Origin of the sequence: Roseateles saccharophilus (genome assembly GCF_031458095.1) — a bacterium.
In the GTDB taxonomy this organism is placed as follows: domain Bacteria; phylum Pseudomonadota; class Gammaproteobacteria; order Burkholderiales; family Burkholderiaceae_C; genus Pelomonas; species Pelomonas saccharophila_A.
Genome location: NZ_JAVDXU010000001.1, coordinates 340,603 through 356,956, shown reverse-complemented (window position 1 = coordinate 356,956; position 16,354 = coordinate 340,603). Strand labels below are relative to the sequence as shown.

Sequence of the window (16,354 nt, the reverse complement as noted above, 5' to 3'; positions counted from 1 at the left end):
ATCGACGGAATTACTCGTCGTTACGGTGGCTACCATTCGCGGGTTTTCACCGGGGCCTGTCGTCCCGGTGTCTTGGAGGGAAGAAAAGCATGAAGTTGAAGTCTTTGGCCGCCGCCGCGGCCCTGCTGGTTTCTGGTCTGGCGAGCGCCACCACGACGTTCAACGCCGGGGCTTTCTCGGTCGTGTACGACGAAACCACGACCAGTTTCGGCTGGATCAGCAGCTGGTTCTCCGGCGCGGCCGGTGCGACCGGCTTTGAATGGTCCGTCGACCCGTCAGTGAACGTCACGAGCATCGGCGGCGCGCCCGTTTCGGCGACCTTTGCCATTCCCGACTTCACCATCTCGGCCAACGCGGGCTACACGCTGTCCGGCCCGGTCAAGTCCAGCCTGGGCAACATCGTCTATTTCCAGAATGGCGCCGGTTCGACGACGTCGATCACGGCAACGGGCCATGTGTCGGTCAATGGCGGTCCCAGCACCTTGCTGCCCTCCTCGCCGCTGACTCAGACCCCGAGCTCGCCGTCCCTGGGTTTCTTCTCGGGCTCCAGCAGCTTCGCGGCCGGCAACTTCAGCAGCTTCGCCGTGAGCGGCGCTTCGATCACGCTGAACGCCTCGGGCGGCAGCTTCGCCGCCATCGGTGCCCAGCCGCAGAACAAGCTGAAGTTCGAGTTCACGGCCGTGCCGGTGCCGGAACCCGAAACCTACGCCTTGCTGCTCGCTGGCCTGGGTGTCGTCGGCCTGCTGGCCCGCCGCCGTCGCCCGTATTGACCGGTCGTCTGCCCCGACAACCGCAAGGGCTCCGAAAGGAGCCCTTTTTCATTCAGCGGGAGATTTCGAGGATCAGCGGGCTGTGCGCGGGCACAGCAAGCGTCGCGCCGAGCTGGAATTCGCGTCCGCCCAGCACATCGCGGGCGCGATCGCCCACCCGCGTCCGCTCGCCGAAGCGGGCCAGTGCGAGTTCCACCGGCCTGGCGTTCTTGTTCAGCACCACCATGACGGTGCGGCCAGCACCATAGCGGAAGAAAACATAGCAGCCCTCCAGCGGCGCGTATTGCATCAGTGCGCCGTCGTGGATGACGGCGGCGCCCTTGCGCCAGTTGAAGAGGCGGCGCGTCCAGTCCTGCATCTCGCGCTGCTCGGCGGTCAGGCCGGCACCGGTGAAGGCGTTGACCCCATCACCCGGCCAGCCGCCGGGCATGTCGGCGCGCACGCGGCCGTCGTCGCGCTCGGTCGGGCTTTGCATCAGCAACTCGCTGCCGTAGAAGAGCTGCGGGATGCGCCGCGTCGTCGCGAGATAGGCCAGGGCGATCCTGGTCAGGCCGACGTCCTTCTTCAGCAGGGAGTGGATGCGCGGCGTGTCGTGATTGCCGTCGAAGAGGACGAGATTGGCCGGGTCGGGGTAGACGAAGTCATGGGCCAGGCCCTCATAGAGCTTGGTCAGGCCGGTATGGGCCCCGTCGTCTTCGGTGAGTGCCGCCAGCAGATTTGTCTGCAGCGGGAAGTCCATCATGCTCGGCGTGTACGACACATAGCCGTCGTGGTTCTTCTTGCCGCGCTGCCAATAGGCCACGACGGCCGGGTGCGGGCTCCATTCCTCGCCGACGATGTTCAGCCGCGGGTACTCCTGCATGACGCGGGCCGACCAGCGCGTCAGGAAGTCGCGGTCGGAGTAGGAGTAGGTGTCGGTGCGGATGCCCGACAGGCCGTAGCGCTCGATCCACCACAGCGTCATCTGCGTCAGATAGGTGGCCAGCTCGGGGCGGCGCTGGTTGAGGTCGGGCATGCCGGGCACGAACCAGCCATCGGTGAAGCGCAGGCGGTCGCTGGCCGAAGCGTAAGGGTCCTGCAGCGTCATGCGCGCGTGATGCGTTTCCGTGTAGCCCGCAGGCCATTGGTTGACCCAGTCCGGTGCCGGCAGGTCGGCCATCCACCGGTGGCCGCTGCCGATGTGGTTGAGTACCACGTCCTGGATGACGCCGACGCCCTTGCTGCGCGCTTCGCTGACAAAGGCCGCGAAGTCGTCGTTCGTGCCGAAGCGGGGATCAACCTTGTAGAAGTCGGTCGCCGCATAGCCGTGATAGCTGTACTGGGCGCTGTTGTTCTCGACCAGCGGCGTCGGCCAGACCTGGGTGAAGCCCAGGCCGGCGATGTAGTCCAGGTGCTGGCGCATGCCGGCCAGGTCACCACCGTGGCGGCCGCCGGGGTCGGCGCGGTGAACGCCTTCCTTCATGGCGGCCTGCTTGCCGCTGCCGCCCTGGGCAAAGCGGTCGGGCACGACGAGGTAGATGGCGTCCTGGGGGCCAAAGCCCTGGCGCTCGGCCGAGCCGCGAGCGCGCGCCAGCAGCGGGTAGTGCAGCGTGCGGCCCGCCACCGTCAGGGCCAGCTCGCCGGGCTGGGTGCCGGGCGCGACATCGAGATCGACGAAGAGGTAGTTGGCGCTGGTGGCGCGGTGGCTGCCCTTCAAGGTCACGCCGGGGTAGGGTGCCAGCGTGGGTTGGGCTTCGGCGATGCCGGCGCCGTGCAGCATCAGTTGCAGTGAGGTGTCGCGCATGCCGACCCACCAGTTCGGCGGTTCGACGTGTTCAAGGCCGGCGGCCGTGGTGTTCAGGCTCATCAACAGGGCAGTGCTCAGGGTGATCAGGGATTTCATGGCGCTTCCAGCCGGTAGACGCGCAGGGACCGCGGTGGCAGCGCGGCGCGCGATCGCGAGGCCGTGCCACCCTTGGGATACAGGGGCCGGGCACGCGCTGGCAGGTCCAGCGCGGCGGGCGTGTCGCCGTAGTTGATGGCGACGAGGACGCGCTCCTTGCCGTGCACGCGCTGGAAGGCCCAGACGGCACCGTCGACGCGATCCGCTTCGTAGCGGCCCAGGGTCAGGGCGCTCGAGGCGCGGCGCAGCGCGATCAGCTCGCGGTAGAAGTTGAACAGCGAGCCGGCGTCGCGCTGCTGGCTTTCGGCGTTGTGGGCGCTGCGGTTCAGGGCCAGCGGGCGGAAGGGCTGGGTGCTCGTCGTGAAACCCCCCGCTGCCGTCCAGCTCATCGGGGAGCGCAGCGGATCATCGCCCTTGCCGTCGATGCCGGCCTGGCCGATCTCCTCGCCGTAGTAGACAAAGGGCGTGCCGGGCAGCAGCAGATAGCTGGCTGCGGCCAGGCGGTAGCGCGCCTCGTCGCCATGCAGCTGGTCCCAGACGCGCTGGCCGGTGAAGATGTCGTGGTTGTGCAGGAAGGTCGCCATGGTCGGCGACATGGTCCGGTAGTAGTCGGCCACCTTCTGCACGGCCGCCGCCTCGCCCTTGGCGGCCTTGATCATTTCGTAGTTCAGGTTGAAGGCGAAGGCGCCGCCGCAGAGATCGGGGTTGCCGTAGGCGATGGGCTCGGCCGTGGCCTCGCAGACGACGTAGCGGCCTGGATAGCTCTTGATGAGATCCTGGAAATGCTTGGTCAGCACGCGGCTCTCGGGCTGGTCGTTCCAGTCCTTGGCGTTGTTCTCGATCAGATGAGGCACGGCGTCCAGGCGGTAGCCGTCCAGGCCGCGGTTGAGCCAGAAGCGCAGCGAGTCCTCGTGGTACTGCACGACGGCGGGGTTGCGCAGGTTGAAGTCGGGCATATGGGGCCCGAAGGTGCCGAAGAAGATGTCGGGCGAGCCGGGCCGGATGGGTGGCATGTCCTTCCATTCGCCGGTCCACGTCCAGGGCTTCTGCGCCGCGTCGTACCAGGGATATTTGCCCCAGATGTCCCAGCCCGGCCCGGGATCGGGGTTCCAGACGAACCAGCTGCGCCAGGGGCTGGCGTGGTCCTTCAGTGCTTCCTGGAAGGGCGGGAACTGCCAGGACGCGTGGTTGATGACGTAGTCCATGACGATGGCGATGCCGCGCTGGTGCGCCTCGCGGACCAGCTCGTCGAAATCCGCCAGCGTGCCGTACTGCGGCTCGATGTTGCGATAGTCGGTCGTCGCATAGCCATGGTCGTGGTCGGAGCTGGCCGTGATGGGCATCAGCCACAGGCCGCTGATGCCGAGCTTCTTCAGATAGTCCAGCCTGCGTGTGAGGCCGCGCAGGTCGCCGATGCCGTCGCCGTTGCTGTCCTGGTAGCCGCGCACGAAGACTTCCATGAAGACACCGTGCTGCCAGTGGGCAGGCAGGGCGCTGGGCTTGGGCTGGGCCGGCACGGGCGTCGTGTCGATCTGGGCTGCCGCGGGCAGGGCCAGCGCGGCGGCGAGAACGGTGCTGAAGAGGGTCTTGATCGGCATGGTCAGCGCAGGACGTAGACGCGCAGGCTCTGCGCGGGCATGGCAATGCGGACGGTGCCGGTGGCATCGGCCGCGAGGTCGGGAGCGCCGAGCTTGCCCTGCAGCAGGGCATTGGCGGGCAGGTCGGCGCTGCTGGCCTGGGCCGCGGCGCTGCCGAAGTTGATCGCCACCACGACGGTCTGTGCAGCGCTGCGGCGCTGATAGGTCAACACGGTGTCGGCGGCGCTGGCGTTCGTGTAGGCGCCATCGCGCAGGGCCGGCAGCGTGTTGCGCAGATCGAGCAGGGCGCGGTAGTGGTTGAGCAGGGAGTCGGGGTCGGCCTGCTGGGCAGCGACGTTGTGGGTCGCGGCGTTGGCGGCCAGGGCGCGGTAGGGCGTCGCGGTGGAGAAGCCGGCGTTGGCGGCCGTGGACCAGCTCATCGGCGTGCGGATGGACGCGTCGCCACTCAGCGAGCTGGCGCCGCGCATGCCGATCTCCTCGCCGTAGTAGATGAAGGGCGTGCCGGGCAGCAGCAGATAGGCGCTGGCGGCGAGCTTGAGCTGGGCGAGATTGGCATTGAGCTGGTCGCCCGGGCGCAGGCCGGCAAAGCTGTCGTGGTTGGACAGCATGGGCGCCATGCCCGGGGTGGCCGTCTTGAAGTAGTTGGCGAGGTTGGTGACGGCGCTGGCCTGGCCCTTGGCCGAGCCCATCAACGCGTTCTGCAGGTCGAAGGCGAAAGCGCCGCCGCAGGCCGCGGCTGCACCAAAGCCCTGCGGGTCGGCCGGCGCCTCGCAGACCATGGTGCGGCGCGCATAGCCGTTCAGCAGCACCCGCATCTCGTTCATCAGCGTGTAGTTGCGCGGCTGGTCTTCCCAGGCATTGGGGCCGTTCTCGACGAGATTGCCGACGGCGTCAAAGCGAAAGCCGTCGACGCCGCGGTTCAGCCAGAAGCGCAGCGCGTTCTTGTGGAAGTCGACGACCTCGGTCTTCAGCAGGTTGAAGTCGGGCATCTGCTCCCAGAAGGGCGCGTAGTAGGCGCCGTTGGCCGTGCTGCGCCAGGGGTTGCCGCCGTAGATGCTCCAACCCGTCGGGGCCGGGTTCTGCCAGACATACCAGTCGCGCCAGGGGTTGGTGGCCGAATCCTTGGCGTTGACGAACAGCGGGTGCTGGCCGGCGCTGTGGTTCATCACGTAGTCGAGGATGACGCCGATGCCGCGCGCGTGGGCCTGCTTGATGAGTTCGTCCAGGTCGGCCAGCTTGCCGTAGGCGGGCTCGACGTCGCGGTAGTCGACGACGGCATAGCCATGGTCGCCGTCCTGGCTCTTGGTGACGGGCATCAGCCAGAGGCCTTTGACGCCGAGATCCTTCAGATAGTCCAGGCGGCTGATGAGGCCGCGCAGGTCACCAATGCCGTCACCGTCGCTGTCCTGGTAGCTGCGCACGAAGATCTGCATGAAGGCGCCGCGCTGCCAGCCCTCGGGCAGGGTGCTGCCAGGGTCGGCCGCGGTGACGGCGCTGACATCGGGTGCCGGCAGTGGCGCAGGCGCCGGAGCGGGGGCCGGCGCAGGCGCCGGGCTCGGAGCGGTGCCGCCGCCCCCGCCCCCACAGGCCGTCAGGGCCGCCGCCGCGAGCAGGGCGGCCGCCGTCGAAAACTTGTCTGCGAAGCGATTCATGTAATCAAACTACTCATCAGGACGGCGTCGAGCATAGCGATGACCTAGGGTAACGCGCCAGCGGGATTTCGATGAATGTAGTTTTGCTACTATTCCAAAAACACAAGGAGACCTTGATGCCCGCTCGCCCCCTGCTGTCGATGCTGTTGGGCCTGACGCTGATCGCGACGGCTGCCCGGGCCAGCGATCTCGATGACTGCAACGCAGATGTCCCGGTGCCCGCGCCGGCGGCCAAGGCCTTGGCCGAGGCCTATTGGCTGGATGCGCGGACGCTGCAGTGGCCGGGGCTGAAGCTGCAGGCCGGAGAGCGCTTGCGCCTGCATCACGCCAGCTCGGCCGCGATGCGGGCCGCGGCGGGTGAGGCGGTGGCCGGCGCCGATGGCGCAGTGGAGCTGGTGCCCAGCGCGGCGCCATTGCCGGTGCGCTTTCGCTTCATCGGCGACGGGCCACGCTTCGCGCTGGCCGGCGGTGTGGACGTCGCCGCGCTGCTGCGCGAGCAACTGCTGCTGGTGCATGAGGCGGCCGACGGTCGTGTCCTCGCAGCGACGGGTGTGCAGATCGCCGGCGCCCTGGACGACCGCTACGCCGCGGCGGAAAGGGTGACCGACTTCGGTGCCCATCCCGCCAGGGCGCAGACCCGCTTTGCCGTCTGGGCGCCAACGGCCCAGCGTGTGCTGCTGTGCCGCCATGCCGGGCCCGAGTCGCCGGCCATCGCCGTCGAGGCGATGCATCTGGATGCCGCCACCGGCGCCTGGCGCGCCGAGCTGCCGGGTGACCTGAGCGGCCAGTCCTATCGCTATCTCGTCGACGTCGTCACGCCCACCCATGGCCGCGTGCGCAACCTCGTCACCGACCCGTATTCGGTCGCGCTGACTGCCGACTCGCAGCGCAGCGTCGTTGCCGATCTCGCCTCGCGGGCGCTCAAGCCCAAGGGCTGGGACGTGGCGCCGCGCCCGACGCGCGTGAAGGCCGCGACCGACCAGCTCATCTACGAGCTGCATGTGCGCGACTTCTCCATCAGCGATGCCACGGTGCGCCCCGCCTGGCGCGGCAAATACCTGGCCTTCACCGAGAGCGCGTCCAACGGCATGAAGCACCTCCAGGCGCTTTCCAGGGCCGGCCTGACCGACGTTCATCTGCTGCCCGTCTTCGACCTCGCCAGTGTGCCCGAGCGCGGCTGCAAGACGCCGACCGTGCCGCAAGCGACTGCCGACAGCGACGCCCAGCAGGCGGCGGTGATGGCTGTCGCAGCCGACGACTGCTTCAACTGGGGCTACGACCCCTGGCACTTCAATGCGCCGGAAGGCAGTTATGCGACCGACCCGCTCCAGCGTGTCGTCGAGTTCCGCGCCATGGTCATGGCGCTGCACAAGGCAGGGCTGCGCGTCGGCATGGACATGGTCTACAACCACATGTCGGCCGCCGGCCAGGCGCCGAAGTCGGTGCTGGACCGCCTGGTGCCGGGCTACTACCACCGCCTGAATGCCAAGGGCGAGATCGAGCGCTCGACCTGCTGCGACAACACGGCCACCGAGCACCGCATGATGGCCAAGCTGATGATCGATTCGGCGGCCCTGTGGGTGCGCGAGTACAAGATCGACTCCATGCGCTTCGACCTGATGGGCCATCAGCCACGCGAGGCCATGGAGCGCCTGCAAAAGCGCGTCAATGCCGAGGCCGGGCGGCCGGTGCAGTTGCTGGGCGAGGGCTGGAACTTCGGCGAGGTGGCCAACGGCGCGCGCTTCGTGCAGGCCTCGCAGCTGAGCCTGAACGGCAGCGGCATCGGGGCCTTCAGCGACCGGGGCCGCGACGCGGCGCGGGGCGGTGGCGCCGGTGAGGGCGGCGACGACAGCGTGCGCCGCCAGGGCTGGCTCAATGGCCAGGTCTACGCGCCCAATGCTTTGGCCAACGCCAAGCCCGAGGAGCTGCTGGGCACGGCCGACATGATCCGCGTCGGCCTGGCCGGTTCGCTGCGCGGCTACGAGCTGACGACCTGGCGCGGCGAGAAGAAGCGCCTGGATGCCATTCCCTACGGCGACCAGCCGGCCGGCTTTGCCTCCGAGCCCGGTGAGGTCGTCAACTACGTGGAGAACCACGACAACCAGACGCTGTTCGACATTAACACGCTCAAGCTGCCACGTGACACCTCGCGCGAGGACAGAGCCCGCGTGCAGATGCTGGGCGCGGCCCTCGTCGCCTTCAGCCAGGGTGTGGCCTATTTCCACGCCGGCCAGGACATCCTGCGCAGCAAGAGCCTGGACCGCAACAGCTATGACAGCGGCGACTGGTTCAACCGCCTGGACTGGAGCTACCAGAGCAACCACTTCGGCAGCGGCCTGCCGCCCAGGCAGGACAACTACGGCGCAAAGGGGCGAGATTGGGAACTGGCGCGCGAGCGTCTGGCGGACGCTTCCATCGCACCGGGGCCGGCCGAGATTGCCTGGGCGCGCGATGTGTTTCGTGACCTGCTGAGGATCCGCACCAGCACGACGCTGCTGCGGCTGCCGAGCGCCGCGGAAATCAAGAAGCGCGTCAGCTTCCCCGGCAGCGGTGCGGGGCAGAACCCGGTGCTGGTCGCGGCGCGCATCGATGGCCGTGGTCTGGGCGGCTACAAGGCCGTCATGACGCTCATCAACGTGGCGCCGATGGCTCAGGTGCTGGAGCTCCCGGCGGAGGCCCGCTCGGCATGGGCGCTGCATCCCGTGCAGCGTCGTGGCGCCGACGAGCGCGTGCGCCGGGAGGCGCGCTTCACGAAGGGCCGTTTCGAGGTTCCGGCGCGCAGTGCGGTCGTTTTCGTCCTGGAGTGACGCCTATCTCGGCCGGCCGGGCCCCTGCGTGCCTTCGGCGCGCGCCGACAGATAGGCGTAGAGATCGATGATGTGGGCGGTCACGGCGGGGTCGCCTTGCCAGGCCGGCATCGTCACGGTGCCTTCCCGGCCCTGCACGATCTTCTCGACCAGGCTGTCCTGCATCGCGGTCCCGGGGCTGGATTCGGCGGCCGCGAGGATCCAGTCGTAGCGCCTGAGCACCAGACCCACGAACTGGTGGGCGCCCATCTCGCGCAGCCGGGGCAGCAAGTCGGGGCCGTTGGCGGTGCCGGTTGCCATGGCGCCGTGACAGCCCGCGCATTTCTGTTGGAACACTCGCCAGCCGGCCTGGAGATCGCCGTCAGGCCTCGCGCGTCGCGCCACGTCCTGGGCGGGCTTGGCGTTCTGCACTTCCACGGCGCAGCCCAGGGCCGCCAGGGTCAGTGCAGCGCCAGCCGCCAATCCGAAGATGCGACCCGCCGTGCGCGCCGTCCGGGGTGATGCCAATGGTTTCGCATTCATGAAGTCCTCGCAGTCGGTGATCCGGCTGCGAGGACTCTAGGAAGGCTGCGGGCGCGCGGGCTTGCGCCAGCGCAAGGATCGGGCAATTTGATCCGCCCCGGCGCGCAAGGGCGCCTGCGTTCAGTCGCGACGCCTGCGCCGCGCGCGGCCAACAAGACCCAGCCCCAGCAGAACCAGCGTGACACTGGCCGGCTCCGGCAACGCACCCGCGCTGACCCCGAACGTCAGATTTCCGCTGACCCATTCGCCTTCGGCCACGCCGTTGGCCAAGTCCTTGAATGCCTCGCTGAACTCGATGCGCAGCAGGCCATCGGCGCCGACGCTGACGCCATAGGCGCTCAGGTCGATGAAGCCGCTGTAGCTGCCGTTGCCGCTGTTGAAGTCCGCGCCGCCGGGCGTGAAGGTGAGCAGGCTCAGGCCGCTCGAATCACCAAAGCTAACCTGCATCTCGGCCAGCAGGCTGGGCGAGAAGGCGTTTAGGTCCAGCGCCCAGTCCAGCGAGGTCAGCAGGGCGTTGGCGCCGACATCGATGAGCCAGACCGTATTGCCGGCTTCGCCCAGCAGATTGATGCTTTGCGCGCCGCTGACATCGACGGCGACCGGTGCGGCCAGGGCCGTGAGGCTGGTGAGGCCCAAGGCGGCCGCGGCGGCCAGGCGTCGGAGTTGCTTCTTCATGGCTTGGGTCTTCAGTTGGAGGGGCGGACGACAAAGACGACGGCCGTGCGGGCCGGCACGCTGACGGTGCCGGTGGCGCGGTCGAACGTGGCCTGCTTGGCGCGCCAGTCGACGGCCGTGGCGGCGGTGTGCACGGGGTGCAGTTCCAGTGCGTGGCCGGCCAGGGCGGGCAGGGTCAGCTGCTTGTCGTTCTTGTCGACGTTGATCACGTAGACGAGTTCGTCGAAGTTCGCGCCGGCATAGCCCACGCCGTTGACGCGGCCGACCAGCACCGTGGCTTCCTGGCTGGAGCCGGTGTTGAGGAAGCTCAGCCGCGCCTTGATGTCTTCGGCCGTGCGCAGGCGCAGCAGCGTCGTGCTCTTGCGGATGCGCAGCAGGTCGCGGAAGGCGTCGCGCGTCCAGGCGATGTCGTTGGGGTGGGGCTTGAGCAGCGGGTTGGTCAGCAGCGGACGGGCGTAGTTCCAGTTGTCGCCGTTGTCGCGCGAGGGCGGCAGGCCGACGCCGAAGTTGTTGTCCTGGTAGCTCCAGTCCAGCTTGTTGAACCAGTCGCCGCTGTCATAGCTGTTGCGGTCCAGGCTCTTGCTGCGCAACGTGTCCACGCCGGCATGGAAATAGGCCACGCCCTGGCTGAAGGCATTGATGGCGCTGGCCAGGATCTGCACGCGGGCGCGGTCCTCCTTGCTGGTACCGGTGGGCAGGCGGAAGGCGTTGTTGTCGAACAGGGTCAGGTTGTCGTGGTTCTCCACGTAGTTGACGACCTCGCCCGGCTCCAGCACCCAGCCGGCCGGGATGCCGCCGACGTCGATCTGGTCCAGGCGCAACTGGGCGTCCCAGCTGGTCTGCATCTGGAAGCTGCGGATGGAACCCGCCAGCGAGGCCTTGATGCGGTCGGCCTGCCACATCAGCGTGCCGCGGTTCTGACCCGAAGCGCTGGCGTTGGAGTCGTAGAAGTAGCCGTTGACGTAGCCCTGCTCGCTGACGAGTGCATTGCCGGAGTCGCAGCAGCCACCGCCGCGCACCGCGTCGCGGATCAGGGGGTTGAAGCTGCCGATGCCCGAGCCGTTCAGCGACAGCATCTCGGCCTGTACGAAGCGCGCGCCGTTGGCGACCTCGCCGAAGTTCCAGCCCTCGCCGAGGATCTGCACCTTGCGGCCGGCGGCGGCCTCGACGCGGGCCTTCAGCGTCTCGATGACCGAGCGCGGGTGGTGGCCCATGATGTCGAAGCGCAGCGAGCTGATGCGGTAGTCGCGCGTCCAGGTGATGGCCGAGTCGATCATCAGCTTGCCCATCATCAGGTTCTCGGCCGCGGTGTTCTCGCAGCAGGTCGAGCGCTCGATGCCGCCGGTCGAATTCAGGCGGTAGTAGTAGCCGGGCACGACCTTGTCGAGCACCGAGTTGGTGTTCTGGCCGGACGAGGTGGTGTGGTTGAACACCACGTCCATGCCGACGCGCAGGCCGGCCGCGTTCAGGGCCTGCACCATGCGGCGGAACTCGACGACGCGGGCGAGCGGGTCGTTGGCGTTGCTGGAGTAGCTGCCCTCGGGCGTCGTGAACTGCAGCGGGTCGTAGCCCCAGTTGAAGCAGTCGCTGCCGGCCGTGGCGGCGACCGTGGCCTGCTGGGATTCGCTGTCCGGCGCGCCGCTGGGCGAGGGCGTCACGCAGCTCTTCTCGTTGACGCTGGCGATGTCGAAAACGGGCAGCAGGTGCACGTCGGTCAGGCCCGCGGCGGCCAGGCCGGCCAGGTGCTTCATGCCGTTGGACTGGCTTTCGGTGAAGGCCAGGTATTTGCCGCGCTTGGCCGCCGGCACGGTGACATCGTTGATGGAGAAGTCGCGGACGTGCAGCTCGTAGATGCTGAGGTCGGACGGCGCGTTTACCGTGTTGGGCGGAGAGCTCTGATCCCAGCCGTTCGGCTTGGTGGCCTGGGCCTGCAGGTCCATGACGACGCTTTGCTGGCTGCCCAGGGTCAGGCCCAGGGAATAGGGGTCGGTGACGAGGTTCTTCACCAGGCCCGTGCCCTTGACGAAGACCTGCACTTGATAGCGATAGCTGGCGCCCTGCAGATGGCCCTGCTTGCTGAGGCTCCACACGCCGGTGGCGGCGTCGCGCGCCATGGGCTCGGTCGTCGTGCGGGTCAGGCCCGAGTTACCCAGGGATTGCGTCAGCACCAGGGCGACGTTCTGTGCCGTCGGTGCCCAGAGCTTGAAGCTGGTGTTGCCATTGCTGGCCACGGCGCCCAGGTCGGGCACGTTGTTGGCAGCCGCGTAAAGATCATCCAACGCGCCGGCGATCTGCGCGGTGGTGGCGTTCTGCACCTTGCCGTTGGCGTCTTCCTGCACGAGGACGAGCTGCTGCTGGTGCAGGGCGGGCAGGCGGGCGATGTCGGCAGCGCGCACATTGAAGACGGTGCCGCTGGCCACGTACTTGAAGCGCAGCGCATCGGCGGCCGGCACGCTGCCGGTGAAGGCGTCCAGCGTGATGTAGCCGTCGGCGCCCTGCACGGGCGATTCCAGCCCGACGCTGATCTGGCCGGTGGCCGAGTAGTACAGACGCACCGGGCTGCTGGTGGCGATGCGCGGCCACTTGACCAGGCTCTTGTTCAGCCAGACGGCGCGGGCGTCGGTGCTGGAGACCTGGCGCAGGTCGGGCGCGGCGAAGTAGACGGTGGCGTCGCGCTCCACCAGCCAGATCTGGCCGACCTGGTTCTGGATGTTCAGCGCGGCGTATTCGACGTGGATGTTGTCGGGGCGGCCGTCCTTGTCGTTCTCGTTGGGCGGCATGCCGTGGATGATGAACTCCAGGCTCTTGCGATTCGGGTCACCCTGCGGGTTCAGCACGGGGATGTCGAACACCACCTCGCCGTCGCCCATGCTGTAGCCGGGCATGGCGCTCAGCGGCACCGGCTGGCCCCAGTTCTCGATGGTGACGCCTGTCGGCAGCGCCGGAGCGTTCAGGCCGCTGCCATTCCACAGGTGCAGGCCCCAGTTGTTGTAGGCGCCATCGAAGCGCTTGTAGTGCACGCGCAGGGTCTTGATGTCGGGCACCGGCAGCAGCAGCGGGTTGCTGGTGTAGCTGGTGCTGTCGCTCTGCAGGCGCCAGATCTCGTTGGCGCCCGCCTGCAGCGTGTAGCTCTGGTCGGCGCCGTTGTTGTCCTTGTTGTCGCCGTTGTGCAGCAGGAAGCCGACGGTGCCGGTGCCCGAGGCGAGCGGCACGTCGTAGTAGACGCCGAAGTCGTCGCTGCCCGCGGCGTTCCAGCCGCCGTTCCAGTTCGGGCTCTGGGCGGCGTTCCAGGTGTGGATCTGCCAGCCGCCGTAGTCGCCGCCGGAGCGGCGGTAGTGCACGCGCAGCGACGTCGCCGGCGCGCCCGGCGTGGCCACGGCGGCGATCCTGGCCCGCGCCGCCTGCGCAGCGGGCATGCCCGCTAGCAGTTCAACGCCGGTTTCATCGGCCGCCGCGCTGCTGACGCTGCTCATGGCGGCGGGCGCTTCGGCATTGCCGCCGCCACAGCCTCCCAGCAGCGCCACGGCGCCGATTGCCAAGCCCGCGATCGCCTGGCGCATCTGCCGCGCCCAGCCTGCCCATGCCTTCATGTCCGTGCACTCCTTTGAAGTGTGCGGATGCTATTGAAGTAAAACTACATTGATAAGCTGGTGGAATCCCGAGGAAAATTTCACGAGAGTCCAGAGTCAATGGACCGCTCTCGCAGAAGCATCGCATCCATATTTGACTGGGTTGTAGTTTTATTTCAGTTTGTTTTGCCTGGAAATGGCCGCTGGAGGCCCCTGTGCCCGCTTTGGAAATCGTGAGGGATGACTCACGACAGTCCGGCACGGCGGGACTAAGCTCTGTACAGGAGACTGCAACAGAGCAGGAGAACTGCCATGACCAAGATTCGTGTCCTGAGCGCCGCGCTGGCTCTGGTGGCTGCTGCCGGCCTGGCGGGATGTGCCACCGAGACCCAGCCGCCGCCGCGCGCCGAGGTCTTTTTCGACTCGGCCTTCAAGCCGGCCAGCGTGCACATCGACGCGCAGGAGGCCATGGCCCTGAGTCCGGCGATGAAGCGCTTCGCCGAGACCGAGATGGCCAGCGAGATCCGCAACAAGGGCCTGCGCGACGGGCTCATCGATGCCCTCTACACCAAGGGCCGGCTGCAGCTGGACTATGACGCCGAGGCCACGCGCACCGCCGCCGAGGCATTCGATGTCAGGCGCGGCAACTGCATGTCGCTGGTGCTGATGACGGCGGCCTTTGCCCGCCACTTCAACATGCCGGTGCGCTTCAACAGCGTCTATCTGGAAGAAAGCTGGACGCGCGCCAACAACATCTTCTTTGTTGCCGGTCACGTCAACATCAGCCTGGCCCGGCCCCTGACCTCGCAGACCCGCACCATCTTCGGTGACCCCGAGTTGCTGACCATCGACTTCCTGCCGCCCGAGCAGGTGCGGGGCCATCGCGGCCGCGTCATCGACGAGTCCACCATCCTCGCGATGTATCTGAACAACCGCGCGGCCGAGGCGCTGACGGTGGGCCAGGTCGACGACGCCTATTGGTGGGCGCGCGAAGCCATCCGTACCGACTCGCGCTGGCTGTCGGCCTACAACACGCTGGCCGTGCTCTACCGTCGCAAGGGCCTGATGGACCGTGCCGAGGCCACGCTGCGCCTGGTGCTGGACCGCGAGCCGCTCAACACCCAGGCCATGTCCAACCTGATCCTGGTGCTCAGCGATACCGGCCGCCGCCAGGAGGCGGAGAGGTACGCCAACCAGCTCGCCCAGATCCAGCCCATCCCGCCCTACAAGTTCTTTGACGAAGGCCTGGCGGCCATGCGCAGCGGCGAATACGCGACGGCACGCCAGCTCTTCCGCAAGGAGGTGCAGCGCGCCGCCTATGTGCCCGAGTTCCATTTCTGGCTGGGCCTGGCCAACTACGGCATGGGTGACGTGTCCGGGGCGCGTGGCGAGATTGCCAAGGCGCTGGAGAACAGCGCGACGGTCAAGGACCGCGAGATGTACGGCGCCAAGCTCGCCTGGCTGAACGAGATGCGCGAGCAGCAGCTGCAGCAGCGCCAGCAGCGCGTCCCGATTCGCGGGCCTGCGGGCTCCTAGATCGGCGCCAGCCCATGCCTGGCCCGGGCGCGGGCGCAGGCCTCGTCGCCAATGCCCATGGGCGCGCGCTCGCCGAATTCGCGGCAGGGCGAAGGCCGCCACTCGTGGATGCCGCAGCTCGCCTTCACGCCGACCTGGCCGGTGAAGGCGGCACAGCGCGGCTGGGCGTGATCGGTGCCGCGCATGCGCACGAGGCGGCCGGTCAGCTCCACCGCCAGCCCGTCGGGCACGCGGCCGCCCTCGCTTTCCAGCTCGCTGCGATCGAAGTCCACACGAAAACTGGCACAGCAGGCGCCGCAGCTCAAACAGGGGTTGTCACTCATCCGGCCAGTGTAGGCAGCGGTGAGACACTGGACCGATCCGCTCTCACCTCTGCCCACCATGCGCGCATTTCTTGGCACCCTCCTGCTGCTCGCTGCAGCGGCGTCCCAGGCCGCCGACCTGACCGTCACCGTGCTGGACCGCAATGGCAAACCGCTGGCCGATGCTGTCGTGCTGGTCGACAGCGCCGTGCAGGGGCCGCGTCCCGCCATGGTCATGGAAGCGACCGTCGTTCAGGAGAAGCTGCGCTTCGTGCCCACGGTCAGCGTCGTCGGCCTGGGGGCCAAGGTCAGCTTCAGCAACCTCGACACCTGGGACCACCATGTCATCCTGGGCTTGATGGGTGCCGGCGGCGTCTACGTGGACCCGGGCCAGAACACCCAGTTCCGCCTCGCCGGCCGTGTCGGCACCAAGCCGCCGGCCAGCGACAGCAAGGTGCTGAGCCAGCCCGGCGCCTATCTGCTGGGCTGCCATATCCATGGCTCCATGCGCGGCCACATCTACGTGGCTGACACGCCCTGGGCCAAGCTCGGTGGCGAGGACGGCAAGGCCGTGTTGCAGGGCTTGCCGGAAGGGCCGGCCAAGGTGCGCATCTGGCATCCCGACCAGCTCGTCGATGGTGCGCCGACGGACGTGAAGATCGCCGCCACAGGCGGGGCGGTGACCGTCACCACGCAAATCGCCCCGGCCCGCAGGAAGACCAAGCCGGCGGGCGATCCTTATTTCGGCGGCTGAACCGTTGATCAGTGGCTGAAGGGGTTCGCGGTCGCGAACCACAGGCCGATGCCGGTGGCGATGATGAAGGCGCCGTCGGTCACGCCCACCGCCAGGAAGAACTTGGTTTGAAGATCGGGCGCCAGCTCGGGCTGGCGCGCCATGCCTTCCAGCAGCTTCATGCTGGCCAGGCCGATGCCCAGGCAGGAACCGAAAGCGGGAATGCCGATCAGCAGGGCGACGGCGAGGGGCAGGACATCGAAGGCAGGCATCTCAATTACTCCTTGGTGTGTTGGCGCCAAGGAGTC

At 67.9% G+C, this 16,354-nt stretch carries 12 protein-coding genes; 4 read left to right on the top strand and 8 right to left on the bottom strand.

What is annotated here, in order from left to right:
- Positions 1 to 89 precede the first annotated feature (89 nt).
- Positions 90 to 770: an FxDxF family PEP-CTERM protein gene (locus J2X20_RS01505; RefSeq protein WP_310259841.1), complete on the top strand. Its 681-nt coding sequence runs from the start codon at positions 90 to 92 to the stop codon at positions 768 to 770.
- Positions 771 to 822: 52 nt separating this feature from the next.
- Here the strand turns inward: J2X20_RS01505 and J2X20_RS01500 are convergent, their stop codons facing one another.
- Genes J2X20_RS01500 through J2X20_RS01490 form a run of 3 tightly spaced genes read right to left on the bottom strand, consistent with a single transcriptional unit; the run spans position 823 to position 5,902 of the window.
- Positions 823 to 2,652 (bottom strand): glycoside hydrolase family 13 protein, encoded by a 1,830-nt coding sequence (locus J2X20_RS01500; RefSeq protein WP_310259838.1) that lies wholly within the window; start codon positions 2,650 to 2,652, stop codon positions 823 to 825.
- A complete protein-coding gene (locus tag J2X20_RS01495; protein WP_310259835.1) occupies positions 2,649 to 4,250 on the bottom strand; it encodes an alpha-amylase family glycosyl hydrolase in 1,602 nt (533 codons plus the stop codon). Before J2X20_RS01495 ends, J2X20_RS01500 begins: the two co-directional genes overlap by 4 nt.
- A 2-nt stretch (positions 4,251 to 4,252) precedes the next feature.
- Positions 4,253 to 5,902 (bottom strand): alpha-amylase family glycosyl hydrolase, encoded by a 1,650-nt coding sequence (locus tag J2X20_RS01490; RefSeq protein WP_310259833.1) that lies wholly within the window; start codon positions 5,900 to 5,902, stop codon positions 4,253 to 4,255.
- A 116-nt stretch (positions 5,903 to 6,018) separates the two neighbouring features.
- On the opposite strand from J2X20_RS01490, the gene pulA reads away from it, so the two are divergent.
- The gene (gene pulA / locus J2X20_RS01485; RefSeq protein WP_310259831.1) at positions 6,019 to 8,709 is read left to right on the top strand and encodes a pullulanase-type alpha-1,6-glucosidase; all 2,691 of its coding nucleotides are present in this window, start codon (positions 6,019 to 6,021) and stop codon (positions 8,707 to 8,709) included.
- Positions 8,710 to 8,712: 3 nt separating this feature from the next.
- Here pulA and J2X20_RS01480 read toward each other — a convergent pair whose 3' ends face one another.
- The 3 genes from J2X20_RS01480 to J2X20_RS01470 form a co-directional block, all read right to left on the bottom strand.
- A complete protein-coding gene (locus J2X20_RS01480) occupies positions 8,713 to 9,231 on the bottom strand; it encodes a c-type cytochrome (protein ID WP_310259828.1) in 519 nt (172 codons plus the stop codon).
- Positions 9,232 to 9,351: 120 nt separating this feature from the next.
- Positions 9,352 to 9,906, bottom strand: coding sequence for a PEP-CTERM sorting domain-containing protein (locus J2X20_RS01475; protein WP_310259825.1), 555 nt, complete (start codon positions 9,904 to 9,906; stop codon positions 9,352 to 9,354).
- An 11-nt stretch (positions 9,907 to 9,917) separates the two neighbouring features.
- Positions 9,918 to 13,496: an alpha-1,6-glucosidase domain-containing protein gene (locus J2X20_RS01470; protein WP_310259822.1), complete on the bottom strand. Its 3,579-nt coding sequence runs from the start codon at positions 13,494 to 13,496 to the stop codon at positions 9,918 to 9,920.
- Positions 13,497 to 13,787: 291 nt separating this feature from the next.
- On the opposite strand from J2X20_RS01470, the gene J2X20_RS01465 reads away from it, so the two are divergent.
- Positions 13,788 to 15,011 carry a tetratricopeptide repeat protein gene (locus J2X20_RS01465; RefSeq protein ID WP_310259820.1) on the top strand — a complete coding sequence of 408 codons (1,224 nt, stop codon included), beginning with the start codon at positions 13,788 to 13,790 and terminating at the stop codon, positions 15,009 to 15,011.
- Here J2X20_RS01465 and J2X20_RS01460 read toward each other — a convergent pair.
- Positions 15,008 to 15,334 (bottom strand): YkgJ family cysteine cluster protein, encoded by a 327-nt coding sequence (locus J2X20_RS01460; RefSeq protein WP_310259817.1) that lies wholly within the window; start codon positions 15,332 to 15,334, stop codon positions 15,008 to 15,010. The genes J2X20_RS01465 and J2X20_RS01460 overlap by 4 nt on opposite strands.
- A gap of 58 nt (positions 15,335 to 15,392) precedes the next feature.
- On the opposite strand from J2X20_RS01460, the gene J2X20_RS01455 reads away from it, so the two are divergent.
- Positions 15,393 to 16,067 carry a cupredoxin domain-containing protein gene (locus J2X20_RS01455; protein WP_310259814.1) on the top strand — a complete coding sequence of 225 codons (675 nt, stop codon included), beginning with the start codon at positions 15,393 to 15,395 and terminating at the stop codon, positions 16,065 to 16,067.
- Positions 16,068 to 16,075: 8 nt separating this feature from the next.
- Here J2X20_RS01455 and atpE read toward each other — a convergent pair whose 3' ends face one another.
- Entirely contained in the window at positions 16,076 to 16,318 is a 243-nt protein-coding gene (gene atpE, locus J2X20_RS01450) for a F0F1 ATP synthase subunit C (RefSeq protein ID WP_310259810.1), read from the bottom strand.
- Between the last annotated feature and the right edge of the window lie 36 nt (positions 16,319 to 16,354).

Excerpts from the sequence above, each read along its gene's own strand:
- atpE (WP_310259810.1), bottom strand. The coding sequence starts at position 16,318 with ATGCCTGCCTTCGATGTCCTGCCCCTCGCCGTCGCCCTGCTGATCGGC.
- pulA (WP_310259831.1), top strand. The coding sequence starts at position 6,019 with ATGCCCGCTCGCCCCCTGCTGTCGATGCTGTTGGGCCTGACGCTGATC.
- J2X20_RS01475 (WP_310259825.1), bottom strand. The coding sequence starts at position 9,906 with ATGAAGAAGCAACTCCGACGCCTGGCCGCCGCGGCCGCCTTGGGCCTC.
- J2X20_RS01455 (WP_310259814.1), top strand. The coding sequence starts at position 15,393 with ATGCGCGCATTTCTTGGCACCCTCCTGCTGCTCGCTGCAGCGGCGTCC.
- J2X20_RS01480 (WP_310259828.1), bottom strand. The coding sequence starts at position 9,231 with ATGAATGCGAAACCATTGGCATCACCCCGGACGGCGCGCACGGCGGGT.
- J2X20_RS01505 (WP_310259841.1), top strand. The coding sequence starts at position 90 with ATGAAGTTGAAGTCTTTGGCCGCCGCCGCGGCCCTGCTGGTTTCTGGT.
- J2X20_RS01490 (WP_310259833.1), bottom strand. The coding sequence starts at position 5,902 with ATGAATCGCTTCGCAGACAAGTTTTCGACGGCGGCCGCCCTGCTCGCG.
- J2X20_RS01495 (WP_310259835.1), bottom strand. The coding sequence starts at position 4,250 with ATGCCGATCAAGACCCTCTTCAGCACCGTTCTCGCCGCCGCGCTGGCC.
- J2X20_RS01465 (WP_310259820.1), top strand. The coding sequence starts at position 13,788 with ATGACCAAGATTCGTGTCCTGAGCGCCGCGCTGGCTCTGGTGGCTGCT.
- J2X20_RS01460 (WP_310259817.1), bottom strand. The coding sequence starts at position 15,334 with ATGAGTGACAACCCCTGTTTGAGCTGCGGCGCCTGCTGTGCCAGTTTT.
- J2X20_RS01470 (WP_310259822.1), bottom strand. The coding sequence starts at position 13,496 with ATGAAGGCATGGGCAGGCTGGGCGCGGCAGATGCGCCAGGCGATCGCG.
- J2X20_RS01500 (WP_310259838.1), bottom strand. The coding sequence starts at position 2,652 with ATGAAATCCCTGATCACCCTGAGCACTGCCCTGTTGATGAGCCTGAAC.